We start from the raw sequence: 15,028 nt of genomic DNA, 5'->3' as shown, positions 1-15,028 counted from the left end.
TGATAGCTGATAGCTGATAGCTGATAGCTGATAGCTGATAGCTGATAGCTGATAGCTGATAGCTGATAGCTGATAGCTGATAGCTGATAGCTGATAGCTGATAGCTGATAGCTGATAGCTGATAGCTCACTGCTTACCTTCAAGTTAGCGATAATTTTTAGCCTGAGTTTCAAACAAATGGGCATAAGTACCATCTAACTGCATCAGTTCCCCATGGGTACCGCTTTCTACAATTGAACCTTGGTCCATCACATAGATTCGGTCAGCCATTTTTACAGTAGATAAGCGATGGGTGATCAGAATAGCAGCTTGATCTTCGATCAGTTCGCGGAATTTCATAAACACCTCGTATTCTGCCTTAGGATCCATAGCAGAGGTAGGCTCATCTAATACAATAACCTGAGAGTCTCGTAGAAAAGCTCGTGCTAAGGCTATTTTCTGCCATTGACCAATACTAAGTTCTTCCCCTTGGTCAAATAATTTCCCCAGCATGGTATTATACCCTTGGGGTAAACTAGTGATAACGTCATCAGCACCAGAACGACGAGCAGCATCAATAATAGTTTCGTGATCTCGTGGCAAATCAATGTCCGCTAACCAGATATTTTCCTTAGCCGTAAAATTATATTTAGCGTAGTCTTGGAAAATCACACTGATTTGGCGGCGTAAGTCAGCTATTTTAAAATTGCGGATATCAATCCCATCAATGGTGATGCTGCCAGCGGTTGGATCGTACAAACGACACAAGAGTTTAATTAAGGTTGTTTTACCGGAACCGTTTTCTCCTACTAGGGCGATAGTTTCCCCTGGTCGCACTGTAAGGTTAATGTTTTTAAGTGCCTTACGAGTTGTAGTACCGTATTGGAAACTAACATGATCGAAAACAATACCACGGCTCATGGAGTGGGGAATTGGTTTGGGATAAGTTGGTTCAACAACGTTAGGTTTTAGATCCAGAAATTCGTAGAGGTTAGCTAAGAATAAATTATCTTCATAAAGACCAGATATACTAGTTAGTAACGCTCGAATATTATTTTGTCCCCGCTGCAACGCTTGGTGATACAGCACTAAATCTCCTAAGCGCAAATCTCCATGGACAGTTTGATAGACAATAAAGCCATAGACAGAAAAGATTAACATTCCTGCAACGGCTTGAGCACAAAAGTTAGCAAAGGATCGTCCAGTAGCAATGGCTACTTTTTCTTTATAAAGTTGCTCTCGGATGCGACGATACCAGTCAGTAAAGAAAACCCCTAAATCAAACAAGCGAATTTCTTTAGCAAACTGGTCTGAGGTTAGCATATAACCCAAATACATGGATTGCCGTTCCATGGGTGTTTTTTTGCGCTGCCAACGATAGATAACCCGAGAGTATTTTAGCCGCACCACCATCGCGGGCATGGCAGCAATAAATAAAATCCCAGCAATTCCCCAATGGAGGGAGAGTAATAAACTCACCATCGCCAACAAGGAAATACTATTTTGAGCTATCTGTGTGAGACGATTTAGGACTCGGGGCGGTCGGTAGGGCGCTTCTTGTTGAGCTCTTTGTAACGTATCGTAGTATCGGGCATTTTCGTAGTACTCCAAGTCAGCTTCTAGGGATTTATCATGAATAATCCCTTGCATGTAGTCAGTCACTCGCTGAGAATGAGCAGTATTGACTACTTCAGCTAAGGAGTTGCAAAGAGTAGTGACAAGTGTAACTGTACCGGCTAAGATTAGGAAAAGTAAAACATCACGAAAGACGGCTTGTTTATCAGCAGTAATGAATCCGTCAGTTACTGTATCAATTATTAGTTTGGTAAGATAAATTGATAGTAGAGGTAATATCCCCTGAACCAGCAAAAGTCCTACGCGAGCTCCTGTCCAAAAGGGACTGCTTTGCCAGACTAGACGCAGTGCAGGCAAAAGGCGTAATGTTTGCTGGATTTTTGTTCTTAAGGTTTTGCCTGCTCCCATTTTTTGTGTTAAGGTTTAGTTGGTTAAAGGTTGAAGGTTAGTTGGTTAAAGGTTGAAGGTTAGTTGGTTAAAGGTTGAAGGTTAGTTGGTTAAAGGTTGAAGGTTAGTTGGTTGAAGGTTAGTTGGTTGAAGGTTGAAGGTTAGTTGGTTGAAGGTTAGTTGGTTGAAGGTTGAAGGTTGAAGGTTAGTTGGTTGAAGGTTAGTTGGTTGAAGGTTGAAGGTTAGTTGGTTTAAGGTTGAAGGTTAGTTGGGTTAAGGTTACTTGGTAAAAGGCGTGAAGCTTTACTAGACCTCTTATAAAAGTATTGTCTTCATGCAGTCGTGAAGGTAAGAAACCACGCCAGTGCTGATCTGATTCCCTATCTCCCCATCTCCCTATCTCCCCATCTCTCCACACTTCCCACACTTCCCTCTCTTGTGCTATTCCCTGTTCCCGACTTCTGCAAGAACTTTAGTGTTGAGGGTATGGTTTTTACTACGATCAGAAGTAGTTAATTCTTCGATATCTTTCTCCACCAAGGCCACTAGATCAGGAAGTTCCATCAGATTAGGCTTTCTGGTGAAGCGACAGATAGATACAGTCTTAATCAGACTGGCGCACTGACGCAGATGAGTACTAACACAGTCTGGAGCAATTAGCACATCTACATCACGGCTATGACGGACTACTTCAGGGAAAGCTTGTTGAGGCGTTAGCTTGGTAATCTGATGTTGGTCTCCTTTGGCCAATACATAGAGCCGCTTCAGGGGTACAGCAGTGCGTTGAAACCCATCAGTGAATGTGTAGGAAAGCTTTGGTGCGTTTGGGTAAAGAGGAGGTAAGTTATTAGAATTGTGTCCTAGAGAATCTGCTGCTGATGGCCAAAGTTTAATCTGAGGAAAGCTAGGAATAATCAAAGGATAACCGTCATCAAGGTTGACAGGCATGACATCATCAGTTATAATCTGATAACCTTTACCATGAAAGGCTCCTGCTAAGGTGGATTTACCCCAGCCTGACCCACCCATGAATGCGATCGCTTGATTGTTGACCACAATGCTGCTAGCATGGAGTACTAGCAATCCGCGCTGTCGCAGCACCACAGACATACAAGCTCCAAGGATGTTAGGGCTGAGCTTAGAGTTGTCCGCTCCTGTCACAGGTTCGATAGTAATCTCTCGCCCATCTTCAATCAAAACCTTTGCTTTGCCATGCAATTCCCCAACAACACGGTTGCTCCAATTAGCTGTTTCTGGAGGAAGATGACTCAATTTCCCGAAACGTATGATCACATCAGGGGATCCATCAGACTCGATCAGCTCGAGTAAGGGAATCTCTGAGTGAATACAAAGGTTGTAGGCCGTATAGATGTACATAATTGATACTTAGGAGCAGGTTAAACTTGATCGGAGAACTTGATAGCAGAAAAGGCATCCCCTCACTCTAGCCAAGACCCTTCTGCTGAGTCAGTGTTGCAGGACTAACGAGTTGGGGATTCCTAGGCAACCTAAGTGGGAGTTGCCTAGGGATGATCTTGCTAGTAGTAGATAATTTAGTAGTAGATAATTTAGTAGTAAATAATGCCTTTGTCGCCCTTGGTGATAGCTCTACTAATATTCAGTACTTACCATCACCAGTGCTAATCGTATTACTGTAGTTTGAACGGATCACAATTATTATTGTTATCGCAGTTTAGGCTGCTTGAGCCATCTGATTCAGCTTGGGGATTAGCCACATCACCATTGAAAATCAGGACATCTGCAATCCGAGTATGCCCAGTGATTTGGGTTAGCTCCTCAATGGTGCCGTGAACCATAATCTCTGGTGTAGCGTAGCTCTTTTCCATGGTGTTTTCCTTTTGCTGACGGTAGCTTCAGGTAGTCACACCCTGATTTTAACTATTGATTAGTCGGCGTTGCTGATTCTGGGTATGGTTTTGCCCCCCTAGCCCCCCAAGCGAGGGATTGCTCGCTTGGGGGGAACAAAACTATCAAAGTCCCCCAGAATTGGGGGATTTAGGGGGCTTCAATAAAACCAAATGATCGCGCATTCATTCCTTAATTCAGCAACGCCGATTAGTCAGCATCACTAGTAGTAATCGTGTTACTGACGGTCTTCTAGTTTGAACGGATCACAATTACCATTATTGCAGTCTAGGCTGATTGAGTCGTTTGATTCAGCTGCGGGATTAGCCAAATCACCATTGAAAATCAGCACATCTGAAATCCGATCAGGTCCATTGATTTCGGTGAGCTCCTCAATAGAACCGTGAACAATCATCTCTGGAGTAGTGTAGGTTTTTACCATGGTGTTACTTTCCTTGTAATTTTTGTAGTTTAAGGTAGTTACACCCTGAATTAAACTATTGATTACTCATCATCAGTAGTAATCCTGTTAAGGTAGTTGGAACGGATCACAATTACCATTGTTATCGCAGTCTAGGCTGCTTGAGTCATCTGATTGAGCCTGGGGATTATTCAAATCACCATTGAAAATCAGGACATCTGCCATTCGATCAGGTCCACTGATTTCGGTCAGCTCTTCAATAGAACCGTGAACAATCATTTCTGGTGTAGTGTAGGTTTTTAGCATGGTGTTAATTTCGTTGTACTTATTGTGGGTTTAAGGTAGTCACACCCTGAGTTAAACTATTAATTACTCACTAATTACTCACTATCACCAGTAGTAATCCTGTTACGGTAGTTTGAACGGATCACAATTACCATTGTTATCGCAGTCTAGGCTGCTTGAGTCATCTGATTCAGCCGCAGGATTAGCCAAATCACCATTGAAAATCAGGACATCTGCAATCCGATCAGGCCCATTGATTTCGGTGAGCTCCTCAATAGAACCGTGAACAATCATCTCTGGTGTAGTGTAAGTTTTTAGCATGGTTTTACTTTCCTTTTGCTGATAGTAGTTTACGGTAGTTACAGCCTGAATTGGACTTACGGTGTTTCAAAGGTTGTGCCCAAACCACAATCCCAAGCAGATTCCCTGCCAAGTTAGACTTAGGGTGTCGCTTGGGTGCGGTCAAGCCACAAGGCCAAGATGATTCCCTGCCAGACTGTCATGCAGTCTTTTTCTCGCACCCTGCCTCCTGAGGTCATGCGTCGATGAACTTGTCTCAGAAAGTCTGTGTCAACGTACCCTTCAATGAGTTCAAGCTTATTCAAGATCACGTCGTCGAACACCTGACGATTTAGGGTGAGCAGACCGTGAATAAAGTTTGGACCCATATGGGCTTTGCCTCCTCGCCACTGGACAGCTTTTGGTAAAATATCTGCCATCCCACGGCGCAACACCATCCGACTCCATCCCTGGTAGAGTTTCTGCTCGGAAGGCAGTGCTAGACAGAATTCAAGTAACCGCTTATCCATAAAGGGATGACGAGCTTCGAGGGAAAATGCAGCATTGTAGCGGTCGAGCTGCTCTAGAATTAGGGGAAATATACCTTGGGTTAGATTACGCCAGTGGTCTTCTCTGACTGTAAGTGATGGTTGATCTGACTTGTCCAATGCTTGAATACGCTGATCAATACCAATGCGCTCAGCAAAGTTGCGGTTAACCAGAGGTGAAACAGAACTAGCTGACTTGTCTTGTCTGCGCCACTTTCGCCAAAGTTGGTTGATTGCTTCCGGAACTAACGCCTTGAGTCCATGATTGAGCAACAGGTGCTTACGGGAGATGCCAAAACGCTTGTGAATCTGATGTACAGCTTTTCCAAAGGCAATCCAGCGAAACTGCTTCGCCAGTGTTTTTAGGTGTAGGATACTGTAGTGTTTAAGCAAGCCTTGGGGTGAGTTACCAAAATGTTCAGAAAATGCTTCAGCTTCCTGGACAAAGGTTTCCCACTGTCCTTGATGGGCTAATTCTGTCAATCTAGACACACCATGAAACACGACATTATCGCCATCGAGACCATCTAAAACAATTCGCATCCCTGCTTGCTGAGCAGCTTGATTCAGTCGCCAAGGATAATGATGACTTGGGCCAAGTAAGGCTTCGTCTTCATACTCCCAAATTTCGTCAACGTCTGACAGCGGACCAAACTGATCAGCATGGACATAGTGGGGAATAAGTCCACCCTGTTCTAAAACCGCATTGATGAAGGGACGTTCATCACATTCCGTGACTTTGTCAAAAATGTTGGAGAAGCTGTGCAATTGAGCATCTCCTGTTTCAGCCAGTAGTTTCCTGGCTACACAAGTGATTGAGGAAGAATCTAATCCACCGCTCAAGTGAGAACCAATGGCAAAAGCACTACGGAGACGACAACGAACTGCTTCGGTAAAGATGTCACGAAATGCTTCAGCATAGGCTTCGTCAGAGTCTAATATTAGCTCACGATTGGGGTCTAGAGACCAGTAACAGTTTAGCTCTATTCCTGACTGACTAACGACCATGGTGTGAGCAGGAGGAAGCCGCAGAATCTCGTCATAGGTGGTGATGACTTTGTCTTCCATCATCAGGGCGACATAGTCAGCCATCCTGACTTCGTTAAGACGCTTTGGCACGAAGGGTAAACAGAAGAGTGCTTTGATTTCAGAGGCAAAAATAAACCCTTGACCGGATTGGTGATAGTAATAGAAAGGCTTAACCCCAACATGGTCTCTAGCACAGAAGAGGATCTGCTTGTGCTTATCCCAGATAGCGAAGGCAAAGTCACCTAATAGTTTTTCTGGACACTGCTCTCCCCATTTTTCATAAGCGGCTAATATCAGTTGGCTATCGGTAATTTTTTCTGCTGGACGGTCGTTCAACTCTAGAGCAACAATCAGTTCTTCTCGATTATCAATCCGAGCATCAGCAGTAATCACTAAATTTTTGGAGTGATTAACTAAAGGTAACTTTTCCAGCAGCGATTCAGGAGTAGTCCAAAGCATCCGATGACCGAGACCAACAGACCCCTCGCACCAGATATCTGCTCCGTCTGGTCCCCGGTGGGCAAGGATATCTAACATTTGCCCAATATTTTCCCGGTCTATTGGTTCTTGGTTGAGGTAGTAAATCCCTACAATGCCACTCATAGTTTGCCTCCTTTAAACGATGGTAGTGGAGTAAACCGTGAAAGGTCTCTGAGATAGCCGATCACAACCTGTCCTTGGTTTTCCACCCATGCATGAGCTTCTAATTTTCCTCCCTCCCCTTTGGCAACACCAATTCTGAGTTGAGGGGAGTAACCACAGCGACTCATTAGTACTTGTGTGGTTAATGCTCTAGCTAAACACTTAACACCACCTGGCATGTAGCGACTGCTGAGATTAACAGCTCCGACAATTTTGCTTAGGTTAGTTTGGTTTACGCTTTGAGCTTGAGGTGATGGCTGACTGATTTTTGCTACCAGTTGCCGCAATCTGTGAAATGGTAGTAACCATAGCCCTAGTCTGATTAATCCTAGTAAAATGAACGTGTTAATCACAAGTTGACGTTCTCTACTAGTAAGGCGCAAGAACTTACGCAACCGCTTCATCTTTTACCTCAATTAGCCCAACTGCTGCGAATTCTTGGAGTAATGCCAACAGATCGCGATCGCATTTTTCTGGCTCAACTTCGTACTCTGCTAGCAGTGCATTGCGAATTTCATCTAAAGTTTTCGGTTCCTGGATCAGATTCCAGATGCTAGCACCTACGGTATTCAAGCCATAGTAAACTCCCGACTTCATATCGAGGATGATTGCCTCTCCTCCAATATCAGAAGATAGTTGCTCTTGAGCTGCTACTACAATTGAATATTTTGAGATAGTACAATCCAAACTCATAATTTTTTATTCTCCAAGTAATTATTGCTGTTCTATAAAACTAGTGAGGTAATTATCTGGGCTTATAATTAATGGATTGAGAGTAATTACCCAAATTACTATCGTTGATTAGCCCTGAATGTTGTTACTTTTAGTAAAGTCATGGTATAGTAAATACATAAGTTGATTAGTTTGAGGAGTTAGTGGTGAGCTAGTTGCTCTAGTATTGCTTTATCTAGTATTGATCGATAAGCGCGTTTATAAACGAGTTGTGAAAATTCATAACCCCAAAATCATTGCTAGTGCGGTCATACTGCTCCCGTGATAGTTCGCAACCTATTTATAATTGCTATAAGCAAATAGGCATTTAAATTTCAGCTCGATCCACTTGTGCAAAAGCCGGTCCACCATCTCCCCATTTGGACCTATTCCTATCAGCCCAGATTCACAATTTAAATGTATAAATATTGTGTGAATAGTTTGTGAATATTGGTATTTATAGCAGAAGTCAGAAGTCAAACTCTTGCGCTTACTTAGGTTTGAGACTTTTGTCATGTCCTAACTGCCCGGGCGACTGCTATATAAGATTGAATTACAGCATTTATACTGTTATGAAGAAGTCAGAATTGATAGGGAGTAATACTATTTAAAATTTAAGTTTTTTGATTTAATTTAACTGTAGCCTAATTCATCCAATAGTTAAACTAATTGTCGGAGATATTAATAAAACTTTAATTCTTTATTGAATTAATAAAAAAAGAGAGCAAACTCTGTAAATTATCCCCTTGATGATGTAAACAGTAAAACTATTTTATGGGATAAAAGTAAATTTACAAGGTTGGAGGTGGAGTTAAAGAGCGATCGCATTTTAATCCGATAGACAATCCCCCACACATTTGGAGCAATCTTTTGTAACATTGGTTCACAGCCACCGAAATCAGCTGATGATAAATTCATAATTAACTCTAATTAACTCTTTGTTGTCATCACTTTAATTTTTCCTTGCCTTCAATTAAATGTTCTCTCCCTTCCAAGTAAATTCCGGACAGTTTTTCAGAAAAACTTTTGCTGCTATATAAGGTCAGGATAAGGGCAGTGAAGCTAACAGCCTATGGGCTACGCCCACGCTACGCCAACAGCTCAGGGCGTTTTTATCTGGGTTGTAAACACCTTATGGCAGGAATTGGCTTGCATTTAAGAGGCAAAAGGCAAGATGGGAAAGAGATACAGAGTTTTATTGGACAAGAAAACAAGACCATACAAATTTACATCTCATTTGGAAATGCTATAACAGTCTTTAGCTTTGAGCTAGTGTTCTGGTAGCTGCAGTGGTAAATAAAAACAGCAAGTAGGAGCGCACGCCGTGCGCCCCTATCATATAAGTGGGTTTGGTGACCAGTTTTGTGTCAGTCTTGACCCAGTGATACCGGAATACAACCGAAATACCACCACCATACCATTGAACGGTAACAGTATCAATCCGATCGACTGTCTCCAAACCTGTCCAACAGTTCCTGACGGGACAAGTTGGACAGGTTAAGCAGCACCTGAGTACGCTCTGTGATCGGCAACTGCATCAAAGGCTCAATGGTTCGGGATAATTCGAGATCAACAGTGCCAAATCGCCCTGCTAGTAGATTTTCCACCATCAGGCGCTGTCCCTCTAAATTTCCTTGTTCCTTGCCTTGTTCCCGGCCTTGCTCTAAGGTTTCTTCCCGCCAACGCAAATAAGCTGGTGATAAATTCATAATTAACTCCCTGTCGTCTTCAGTTAAATCTTCACTTTCTCCTATTTTGTCTATTTTGATGCGCCAGTTAGCCAGAATCTCTAAGATGTTACGTCGTTTTGGGTGTCGATCAGGCAGTGCCAGCAACTCATTAATGGCTTGCGCTTGAGTGCGATCGCGTCCCAAAATTCTTAACCACAGGGTTTCTTCGGTAACAGGTAGCTGGTTAATGGCCACCAGGGCTGTGTTGAACCACTCAGGCAAAAAGTAAACTCCTTTGACCCAATTACCGGAATTATCAAGTTTTGCACCAAACCCGTTCAACAGCTGGCCTGAACAGGAAGGGGACAAAATCCATAAACAGGGCAAATCGGTTTCACTGATCAGGTTTTTCTCTCGTCGTGCCTTCCGCTGTAGGTCACTGTAGAGGGCAAACAACTTCAACAGGCAATTGCGCACTGCCATGATTCCTGTAGCATTGCGGAACGGTTCCAATAAACAGGCGGTTGATGCCATCTGACCGAGCAATCCAATTTCCTGGGGTGCTGTGGATTCAGAAGCTGTTGGTAGAAACCAAATATCCACTTGACGCACTTCACTGGTTAGTTCTCGGCTGACTTCTACCTGACCGTGAGCTGTTAACAACTCCGTTAGATACTGTTTGGCAAATTGATCATGAGGCTGTCGGGTCATTAATCCTAACTCTTTGGGGTTGGTGTTAGTAGCCTTTCACAGCTGGTCTGGCCAAAAACAGATCCATATGATCTTGACATTTGAGACCAAAACCCCTTTACCCAAGCTAGGGACTCTTGGCTTGCGCCCCTACAAACAAAATGATGTCTCAATCTGCCGTACAGCGGTAAGGGCAGAATAACTGACCCCAGCTGTTCCTTCTCCTGGATGAGTGGAGTCTCCTACTAACCACAGACTTTTGCAGGGTGTGCGAGTGGCAAAGCCAAAGGGCCCAAAGGTGGGTATCCGTTGCCCTATCCCTCCGACAATGCCTTGTTCTCTGGCAGTATAACGGGCAAAGGTGCGAGGGGTTGCTGCTTCTTGGTGAATGATGGTCTCTGGTGTTAAATCAAAGTATTGACTAAGACGTGCGATCGCATTTTCTGTATACTCTTCCTTTAACCGGTCATAGTCTTGCTTGGACCCCCGCCACCACATGGCAGCATCGGTAAAGGATGAGGCAGTAATCGTTGCTTTTCCCTCTGGTGCTCGTCCATCTCCTGGCTTACTAACCGAAATAAACAAGGAATTATTCTCGCCAATTGGTCCATCGTAGTCATAGAGAAACTGAAGATGGGGAGGACAACCATCAGGAATTGCACGTTTATCTACCCCAAGATAGATGACAAACGCACCGGATGGTGAAGGTAATTTATCGACTCGATATTTATAGCCTGCCATCGAGTAGCCTGCCATCGAGGTTCCATTGAAGCTCTGTAGATTATTACCTAATAATTTGACTAGGTTTTGCACCGTAACATTGGCAACTACCTCATCCGCTGGTTCTGTCCAAACTTCCCCTGTTTTCTGATTGCGAATCGAAACACCAGTAGCTTTACCAGCTGATGTTTCGATCTGTTCAACGGTGTGGCGCATTAGTAGCTTACCCCCCCATTTTTCCAGGGCTTCTACTAAGCGATCGCTTAACACCTGCATACTACCTTGGAGATGAAATAACCCTTGGGGTTCCTGGGAAACTCCTAAGGCTGTTGCTGCATACAACAGTGCTGTCTGATCAACATCGACTTGGGAATAAAGCTTCAGCTGCAAATCCAGAAAGGTTTTCAGACGCTTATTCCCATATAAGCCATATCCTCGCAACCCATCGGCTACGGTCATGAAGGTAAAAGGTAGGGTAATTAAGGTATCAGGACGCACTGCTGAGGTTAATTGCCACAAGTCCCATAAATTACGAGGTGGTAGCACTGGGTCACGGGATTGGAACTTCCAACTGGCATTGAATAAGGTTGCCATCAGTTGCCAGAAGGGTTCACTACCGGGAAACTGGCGTTCTCGTTCTCTTTTCCATTGCTCCGGGTTCCGCCAGATGTTAATTGGTTCGGTTTCACCGGGAAGAAATACCGCACAAGCAGGGTCACAGGGGGTAGCGGCTGGCAGGTCTACTTCCAGTTCATCAAAGATGCGTTTGTGAATGCCACCAGGTTCTAAGCCAGCTACCTGGGTCGCACCAACATCGAAGGTAAAGCCCCGACGTTTAAAGGTGGAGGCGCATCCTCCTGGTACTAGGGCTTGGTCTAGTATTACCACACGGTAGCCTCGGCGAGCAAGGAGTGCTCCAGCGGTTAGTCCACCAATTCCTGCACCGATTACTACTACTTTTTTCTGGTCTTTTTTCTGCGGGAATTCTTTATTGGTGTATTCTACCTTACCTTTACCGCCCTGAGTGCTTACCATGGTGGTTTATTTGCATTTCTTAATGTTTCTTATCATAATTCTACCTTGAGCCATGGCGTTTGGGAGTGGGGAATCGGGAGATGGGGAGATGGGGAGTTGGGGAGATAAGGAGATGGGGAGATAGGAAGTGTGGTGTTATCGTGGCTAATCCTGATTCGCGATTCGCGATTCGCGATTCGCGATTCCCGATTCCCGATATCAAAAACGCGATATCAAACGGAAAGATTACTATGAATAAATAGTGGTCAATCAGTGATTAATTTAATGACTTCCAGTTTGCTCAATACTCCCTGCCTCAATGCTCCCACTGTTGAAAAGCTACCGAATGGGTTAACCATTGTGGCGGAGCAGATGCCTGTTGAAGCTGTGAATCTGAATGTTTGGATTAATGTCGGTTCCGCAATGGAATCGGATCAGATTAATGGTATGGCTCATTTTCTGGAGCATATGGTGTTTAAGGGCACACCAAAATTGCAAAGTGGTGAGTTTGAGCGGCTGATTGAGCAACGGGGTGCCGTAACTAATGCGGCTACAAGTCAGGATTACACTCACTATTACATCACTACAGCTCCTAAAGATTTTGCCGAGCTTGCACCATTACAGCTAGAGGTGGTACTCAATCCTAGTATTCCTGACCATGGCTTTGAAAAGGAGCGAATGGTAGTTTTGGAAGAAATTCGCCGTTCCCAGGATAATCCCCGCCGCCGCACCCATAGATGGGCAATGGAGACTACTTTTGACCAGTTACCCTATCGACGTCCTGTGCTCGGACCTGCCTCGGTGATTGAACAACTCCAGCCTCAGCAGATGCGTGACTTTCATGGTAGGTGGTATCAACCAGGGTCTATGACTGCGGCAGTGGTGGGGAATTTGCCAGTTACGGAATTAATTGAAATTGTCAGCAATGGATTTAGTCAAGCACAGCCAAGGACGATAGAAGATAGAACAAACCTTACCCCAGAACCAGCTTTCGAGAACATTGTCCGTCGGGAGTATGTGGATGAGTCTTTACAACAAGCGCGGCTGGTGATGGTGTGGCGGGTGCCTGGTATACCTGAGTTGAAGGAAACCTATGCTTTGGATGTGCTAGCAGGAATTTTAGGACGAGGTCGTATGTCCAGGCTGTTTAGGGATTTGCGAGAAGAACGGCAACTGGTTACTCAAATTGGGGTTAGTAATATCACTCAGCGGCTGCAAGGGGTGTTTTATATTTCTGCTAAACTGCCAGCTGAGAATTTGGCAGAGGTGGAGAATGCGATCGCAAACCATATCCATCGCTGTCAGACAGAATTGGTATCAGACTCAGAGATTGCTCGGATTCGTACCAAAGTGGCCAATCAGTTTATCTTTAGTAATGAAAAACCAAGTGCTCGCAGCAATTTATATGGTTACTATTACTCCCAAGTCGGGGATTTAGAACCAGCACTGAATTACCCTAGTCATATTAAATCAGTTAGTGCTGTTGATATCCAAAAGGCTGCACAGCAGTATCTGTCTCCCCATGCTTATGGTATTGTGATCGCAAAGGGAACAGGGAACAGGGAGTAGGGAATAGACTAAGATGTGGAAAGAAATTGCTGACCAGATAAGCCAAGTCACTCGTGAAACCTTTGAGATTAACCAGCGCCAATCTGTTGGTGGTGGCTGTATTAATCAGGGTTATGCTCTGGTCGGTAAGACTAATAAGTATTTTGTTAAACTCAATTCTGCCTCTGCTGTCTATATGTTTGAGGCCGAAGCCCTCGGTCTAAAGCAGATGGTGGCAACTCAGACTATCCGAATCCCCAAACCAATTTGCTATGGTACTGCCGTGGATTGTTCTTATATTGTTTTGGAGTGGCTAGACCTTGGTGGCGGTAACAGTACCGAGTCTTGGGTAAAAATGGGACATCAGTTAGCAGCCATGCATCAGGCTGCTACTCCCCAAGCTTCAACCGAGATGGGTAAGTTTGGTTGGAATCAAAATAATACTATTGGTTCGACACCACAAGTTAATCAATGGATGTCGGATTGGGTAGAGTTTTTTGTAGAGTATCGCCTGGGTTATCAGTTTCAGCTAGCACGGCGTCGCAGTGGTCATTTCCCGAAACAAGACCAATTACTGGCAATAGTTCCTAAATTACTGGATCATCAGCCTCAACCTTCCTTAGTACACGGTGATTTATGGGGTGGTAATGCGGCTATTACCATGTCGGGAGAACCAGTAATTTTTGACCCTGCTACTTATGTAGGCGATCGCGAAGTTGATATTGCGATGACCGAATTGTTTGGTGGTTTCCCAGCAGCATTTGATCGAGGCTATAACGAGGTGTGGCCTTTAGAGCAAGGTTACAAACGGCGGAAAAACCTCTATAACCTTTACCACATCCTCAATCACTTTAATCTCTTTGGTAGTGGTTATGAATCCCAAGCTAACCGGATGATTGATCAGATTTTGAGGGATTAATTCTAATTAATTTGGCTCTCAATAATCTCCTCAATCATTGCTTCTAATTCACCCATAGGAAGATTGAGGTCATCGAGTGTTACCTGAAATTGGACATAACGTTCATCTAGATCGAATGTTTCTTCTAGAAAACCCCCAAATCCACGGGCTCGTTTATCTATTTCTAAGAAAACTTCTAAGTCTTCTGAGTAGAGAGAAAAAATGATTTCCAATTCATCCAAGCTACCCTGATACTTACCCATGGGACGAAACTCGAACTCTTGGACGAATGGATATCTACCCCCGAAGTGAGTATTATACTGACAATCGACTTCATGAAGTTGAAATCCTAGGTTTTCTAATGCATCAAACACCGCTTGCATTAACGGGTGTGGATGTACCTCAATGTAATCGGTGTCTTTCGGGTCAACGGCAATGGGAATATCTAAGCCAGTACGTAAATATACTGGTTGGCTGGTTAATGTCAGTGGTGTTTCCTCAGGGAGGGGAAACGAAAATGGAATAACTATTTCCTCTTTTGCCTCCAAGTTGAAGCGTTCCGAGAGGCGATATTGCATTAATATGCATTCCTCTGTGATTGAGGTATCTTCTTCTTCCCGCAAGTATTCGGTAACTAGATATAGTTGTTTCAATTAAGGATAAGACGGTGATGAGGTAAAATGAAAAGGGTATATTTTCAATAACTGACAGCAATGCCATACAGTCTAGATTTCAGAAAAAAAGTAATAAACTATATAGAAAAAGG

At 43.9% G+C, this 15,028-nt stretch carries 18 protein-coding genes; 4 read left to right on the top strand and 14 right to left on the bottom strand.

Going from position 1 to position 15,028, the window contains the following annotated elements:
• Positions 1 to 144 precede the first annotated feature (144 nt).
• The 3 genes from F6K38_RS24890 to F6K38_RS24880 all read right to left on the bottom strand — a co-directional run bounded on the left by F6K38_RS24890 (position 145) and on the right by F6K38_RS24880 (position 3,318).
• On the bottom strand, positions 145 to 1,962 hold the full coding sequence (locus tag F6K38_RS24890; RefSeq protein WP_008186043.1) for an ABC transporter ATP-binding protein: 1,818 nt from the start codon (positions 1,960 to 1,962) through the stop codon (positions 145 to 147).
• Between the two features lie 199 nt (positions 1,963 to 2,161).
• Positions 2,162 to 2,368 (bottom strand): hypothetical protein, encoded by a 207-nt coding sequence (locus tag F6K38_RS24885; protein ID WP_287262769.1) that lies wholly within the window; start codon positions 2,366 to 2,368, stop codon positions 2,162 to 2,164.
• A gap of 14 nt (positions 2,369 to 2,382) precedes the next feature.
• Entirely contained in the window at positions 2,383 to 3,318 is a 936-nt protein-coding gene (locus tag F6K38_RS24880; RefSeq protein ID WP_008188033.1) for a hypothetical protein, read from the bottom strand.
• Positions 3,319 to 3,470: 152 nt separating this feature from the next.
• Here F6K38_RS24880 and F6K38_RS24875 point away from each other — a divergent pair, with 152 nt between their 5' ends.
• Positions 3,471 to 3,599: a hypothetical protein gene (locus F6K38_RS24875; protein WP_267872087.1), complete on the top strand. Its 129-nt coding sequence runs from the start codon at positions 3,471 to 3,473 to the stop codon at positions 3,597 to 3,599.
• Here F6K38_RS24875 and F6K38_RS24870 read toward each other — a convergent pair.
• The 10 genes from F6K38_RS24870 to crtD all read right to left on the bottom strand — a co-directional run bounded on the left by F6K38_RS24870 (position 3,591) and on the right by crtD (position 11,837).
• Positions 3,591 to 3,788 (bottom strand): lasso peptide, encoded by a 198-nt coding sequence (locus tag F6K38_RS24870; RefSeq protein WP_008188034.1) that lies wholly within the window; start codon positions 3,786 to 3,788, stop codon positions 3,591 to 3,593. The genes F6K38_RS24875 and F6K38_RS24870 overlap by 9 nt on opposite strands.
• A gap of 257 nt (positions 3,789 to 4,045) precedes the next feature.
• Entirely contained in the window at positions 4,046 to 4,249 is a 204-nt protein-coding gene (locus F6K38_RS24865) for a lasso peptide (RefSeq protein ID WP_008188035.1), read from the bottom strand.
• Positions 4,250 to 4,336: 87 nt separating this feature from the next.
• The gene (locus F6K38_RS24860; protein WP_008188036.1) at positions 4,337 to 4,534 is read right to left on the bottom strand and encodes a lasso peptide; all 198 of its coding nucleotides are present in this window, start codon (positions 4,532 to 4,534) and stop codon (positions 4,337 to 4,339) included.
• Positions 4,535 to 4,636: 102 nt separating this feature from the next.
• Positions 4,637 to 4,834 (bottom strand): lasso peptide, encoded by a 198-nt coding sequence (locus F6K38_RS24855; protein ID WP_008188037.1) that lies wholly within the window; start codon positions 4,832 to 4,834, stop codon positions 4,637 to 4,639.
• Between the two features lie 119 nt (positions 4,835 to 4,953).
• Positions 4,954 to 6,972: a lasso peptide isopeptide bond-forming cyclase gene (locus tag F6K38_RS24850; RefSeq protein WP_008188038.1), complete on the bottom strand. Its 2,019-nt coding sequence runs from the start codon at positions 6,970 to 6,972 to the stop codon at positions 4,954 to 4,956.
• Positions 6,969 to 7,415, bottom strand: coding sequence for a lasso peptide biosynthesis B2 protein (locus tag F6K38_RS24845; RefSeq protein WP_008188039.1), 447 nt, complete (start codon positions 7,413 to 7,415; stop codon positions 6,969 to 6,971). The genes F6K38_RS24850 and F6K38_RS24845 overlap by 4 nt, the downstream gene beginning before the upstream one ends.
• Positions 7,399 to 7,704: a PqqD family peptide modification chaperone gene (locus tag F6K38_RS24840; protein WP_008188040.1), complete on the bottom strand. Its 306-nt coding sequence runs from the start codon at positions 7,702 to 7,704 to the stop codon at positions 7,399 to 7,401. The genes F6K38_RS24845 and F6K38_RS24840 overlap by 17 nt, the downstream gene beginning before the upstream one ends.
• Positions 7,705 to 8,460: 756 nt before the next feature.
• Positions 8,461 to 8,640, bottom strand: a complete 180-nt coding sequence (locus F6K38_RS24835; protein ID WP_287252886.1) for a hypothetical protein — start codon at positions 8,638 to 8,640, stop codon at positions 8,461 to 8,463.
• A gap of 518 nt (positions 8,641 to 9,158) precedes the next feature.
• Positions 9,159 to 10,103 carry an RpnC/YadD family protein gene (locus F6K38_RS24830; RefSeq protein WP_008188042.1) on the bottom strand — a complete coding sequence of 315 codons (945 nt, stop codon included), beginning with the start codon at positions 10,101 to 10,103 and terminating at the stop codon, positions 9,159 to 9,161.
• 129 nt (positions 10,104 to 10,232) lie between these two features.
• Positions 10,233 to 11,837, bottom strand: coding sequence for a C-3',4' desaturase CrtD (crtD, locus tag F6K38_RS24825; protein WP_008188044.1), 1,605 nt, complete (start codon positions 11,835 to 11,837; stop codon positions 10,233 to 10,235).
• 80 nt (positions 11,838 to 11,917) lie between these two features.
• Here crtD and F6K38_RS24820 point away from each other — a divergent pair, with 80 nt between their 5' ends.
• From F6K38_RS24820 to F6K38_RS24810, 3 genes are read left to right on the top strand one after another with little or no spacing between them, the layout of a single operon-like run.
• The gene (locus F6K38_RS24820) at positions 11,918 to 12,079 is read left to right on the top strand and encodes a hypothetical protein (protein WP_154659908.1); all 162 of its coding nucleotides are present in this window, start codon (positions 11,918 to 11,920) and stop codon (positions 12,077 to 12,079) included.
• A gap of 22 nt (positions 12,080 to 12,101) precedes the next feature.
• Positions 12,102 to 13,385 carry a M16 family metallopeptidase gene (locus F6K38_RS24815; RefSeq protein WP_008188045.1) on the top strand — a complete coding sequence of 428 codons (1,284 nt, stop codon included), beginning with the start codon at positions 12,102 to 12,104 and terminating at the stop codon, positions 13,383 to 13,385.
• A gap of 13 nt (positions 13,386 to 13,398) precedes the next feature.
• On the top strand, positions 13,399 to 14,283 hold the full coding sequence (locus tag F6K38_RS24810; RefSeq protein WP_287297130.1) for a fructosamine kinase family protein: 885 nt from the start codon (positions 13,399 to 13,401) through the stop codon (positions 14,281 to 14,283).
• 2 nt (positions 14,284 to 14,285) lie between these two features.
• Here F6K38_RS24810 and F6K38_RS24805 read toward each other — a convergent pair whose 3' ends face one another.
• Positions 14,286 to 14,915 carry a sporulation protein gene (locus tag F6K38_RS24805; protein WP_287357792.1) on the bottom strand — a complete coding sequence of 210 codons (630 nt, stop codon included), beginning with the start codon at positions 14,913 to 14,915 and terminating at the stop codon, positions 14,286 to 14,288.
• Positions 14,916 to 15,028 lie beyond the last annotated feature (113 nt).

It is taken from the genome of Moorena sp. SIO3B2, from assembly GCF_010692525.1.
Classification (GTDB): domain Bacteria; phylum Cyanobacteriota; class Cyanobacteriia; order Cyanobacteriales; family Coleofasciculaceae; genus Moorena; species Moorena producens.
This window is presented reverse-complemented; position numbering and strand designations above follow the sequence as displayed.

Coding starts and splice junctions, on each gene's coding strand:
- F6K38_RS24860 (WP_008188036.1), bottom strand. CDS start 4,534: ATGCTAAAAACCTACACTACACCAGAAATGATTGTTCACGGTTCTATT.
- F6K38_RS24830 (WP_008188042.1), bottom strand. CDS start 10,103: ATGACCCGACAGCCTCATGATCAATTTGCCAAACAGTATCTAACGGAG.
- F6K38_RS24845 (WP_008188039.1), bottom strand. CDS start 7,415: ATGAAGCGGTTGCGTAAGTTCTTGCGCCTTACTAGTAGAGAACGTCAA.
- F6K38_RS24865 (WP_008188035.1), bottom strand. CDS start 4,249: ATGGTAAAAACCTACACTACTCCAGAGATGATTGTTCACGGTTCTATT.
- F6K38_RS24880 (WP_008188033.1), bottom strand. CDS start 3,318: ATGTACATCTATACGGCCTACAACCTTTGTATTCACTCAGAGATTCCC.
- F6K38_RS24815 (WP_008188045.1), top strand. CDS start 12,102: ATGACTTCCAGTTTGCTCAATACTCCCTGCCTCAATGCTCCCACTGTT.
- F6K38_RS24820 (WP_154659908.1), top strand. CDS start 11,918: ATGGGGAGATGGGGAGTTGGGGAGATAAGGAGATGGGGAGATAGGAAG.
- F6K38_RS24835 (WP_287252886.1), bottom strand. CDS start 8,640: ATGAATTTATCATCAGCTGATTTCGGTGGCTGTGAACCAATGTTACAA.
- crtD (WP_008188044.1), bottom strand. CDS start 11,837: ATGGTAAGCACTCAGGGCGGTAAAGGTAAGGTAGAATACACCAATAAA.
- F6K38_RS24850 (WP_008188038.1), bottom strand. CDS start 6,972: ATGAGTGGCATTGTAGGGATTTACTACCTCAACCAAGAACCAATAGAC.
- F6K38_RS24810 (WP_287297130.1), top strand. CDS start 13,399: ATGTGGAAAGAAATTGCTGACCAGATAAGCCAAGTCACTCGTGAAACC.
- F6K38_RS24890 (WP_008186043.1), bottom strand. CDS start 1,962: ATGGGAGCAGGCAAAACCTTAAGAACAAAAATCCAGCAAACATTACGC.
- F6K38_RS24855 (WP_008188037.1), bottom strand. CDS start 4,834: ATGCTAAAAACTTACACTACACCAGAGATGATTGTTCACGGTTCTATT.
- F6K38_RS24870 (WP_008188034.1), bottom strand. CDS start 3,788: ATGGAAAAGAGCTACGCTACACCAGAGATTATGGTTCACGGCACCATT.
- F6K38_RS24875 (WP_267872087.1), top strand. CDS start 3,471: ATGATCTTGCTAGTAGTAGATAATTTAGTAGTAGATAATTTAGTAGTA.
- F6K38_RS24840 (WP_008188040.1), bottom strand. CDS start 7,704: ATGAGTTTGGATTGTACTATCTCAAAATATTCAATTGTAGTAGCAGCT.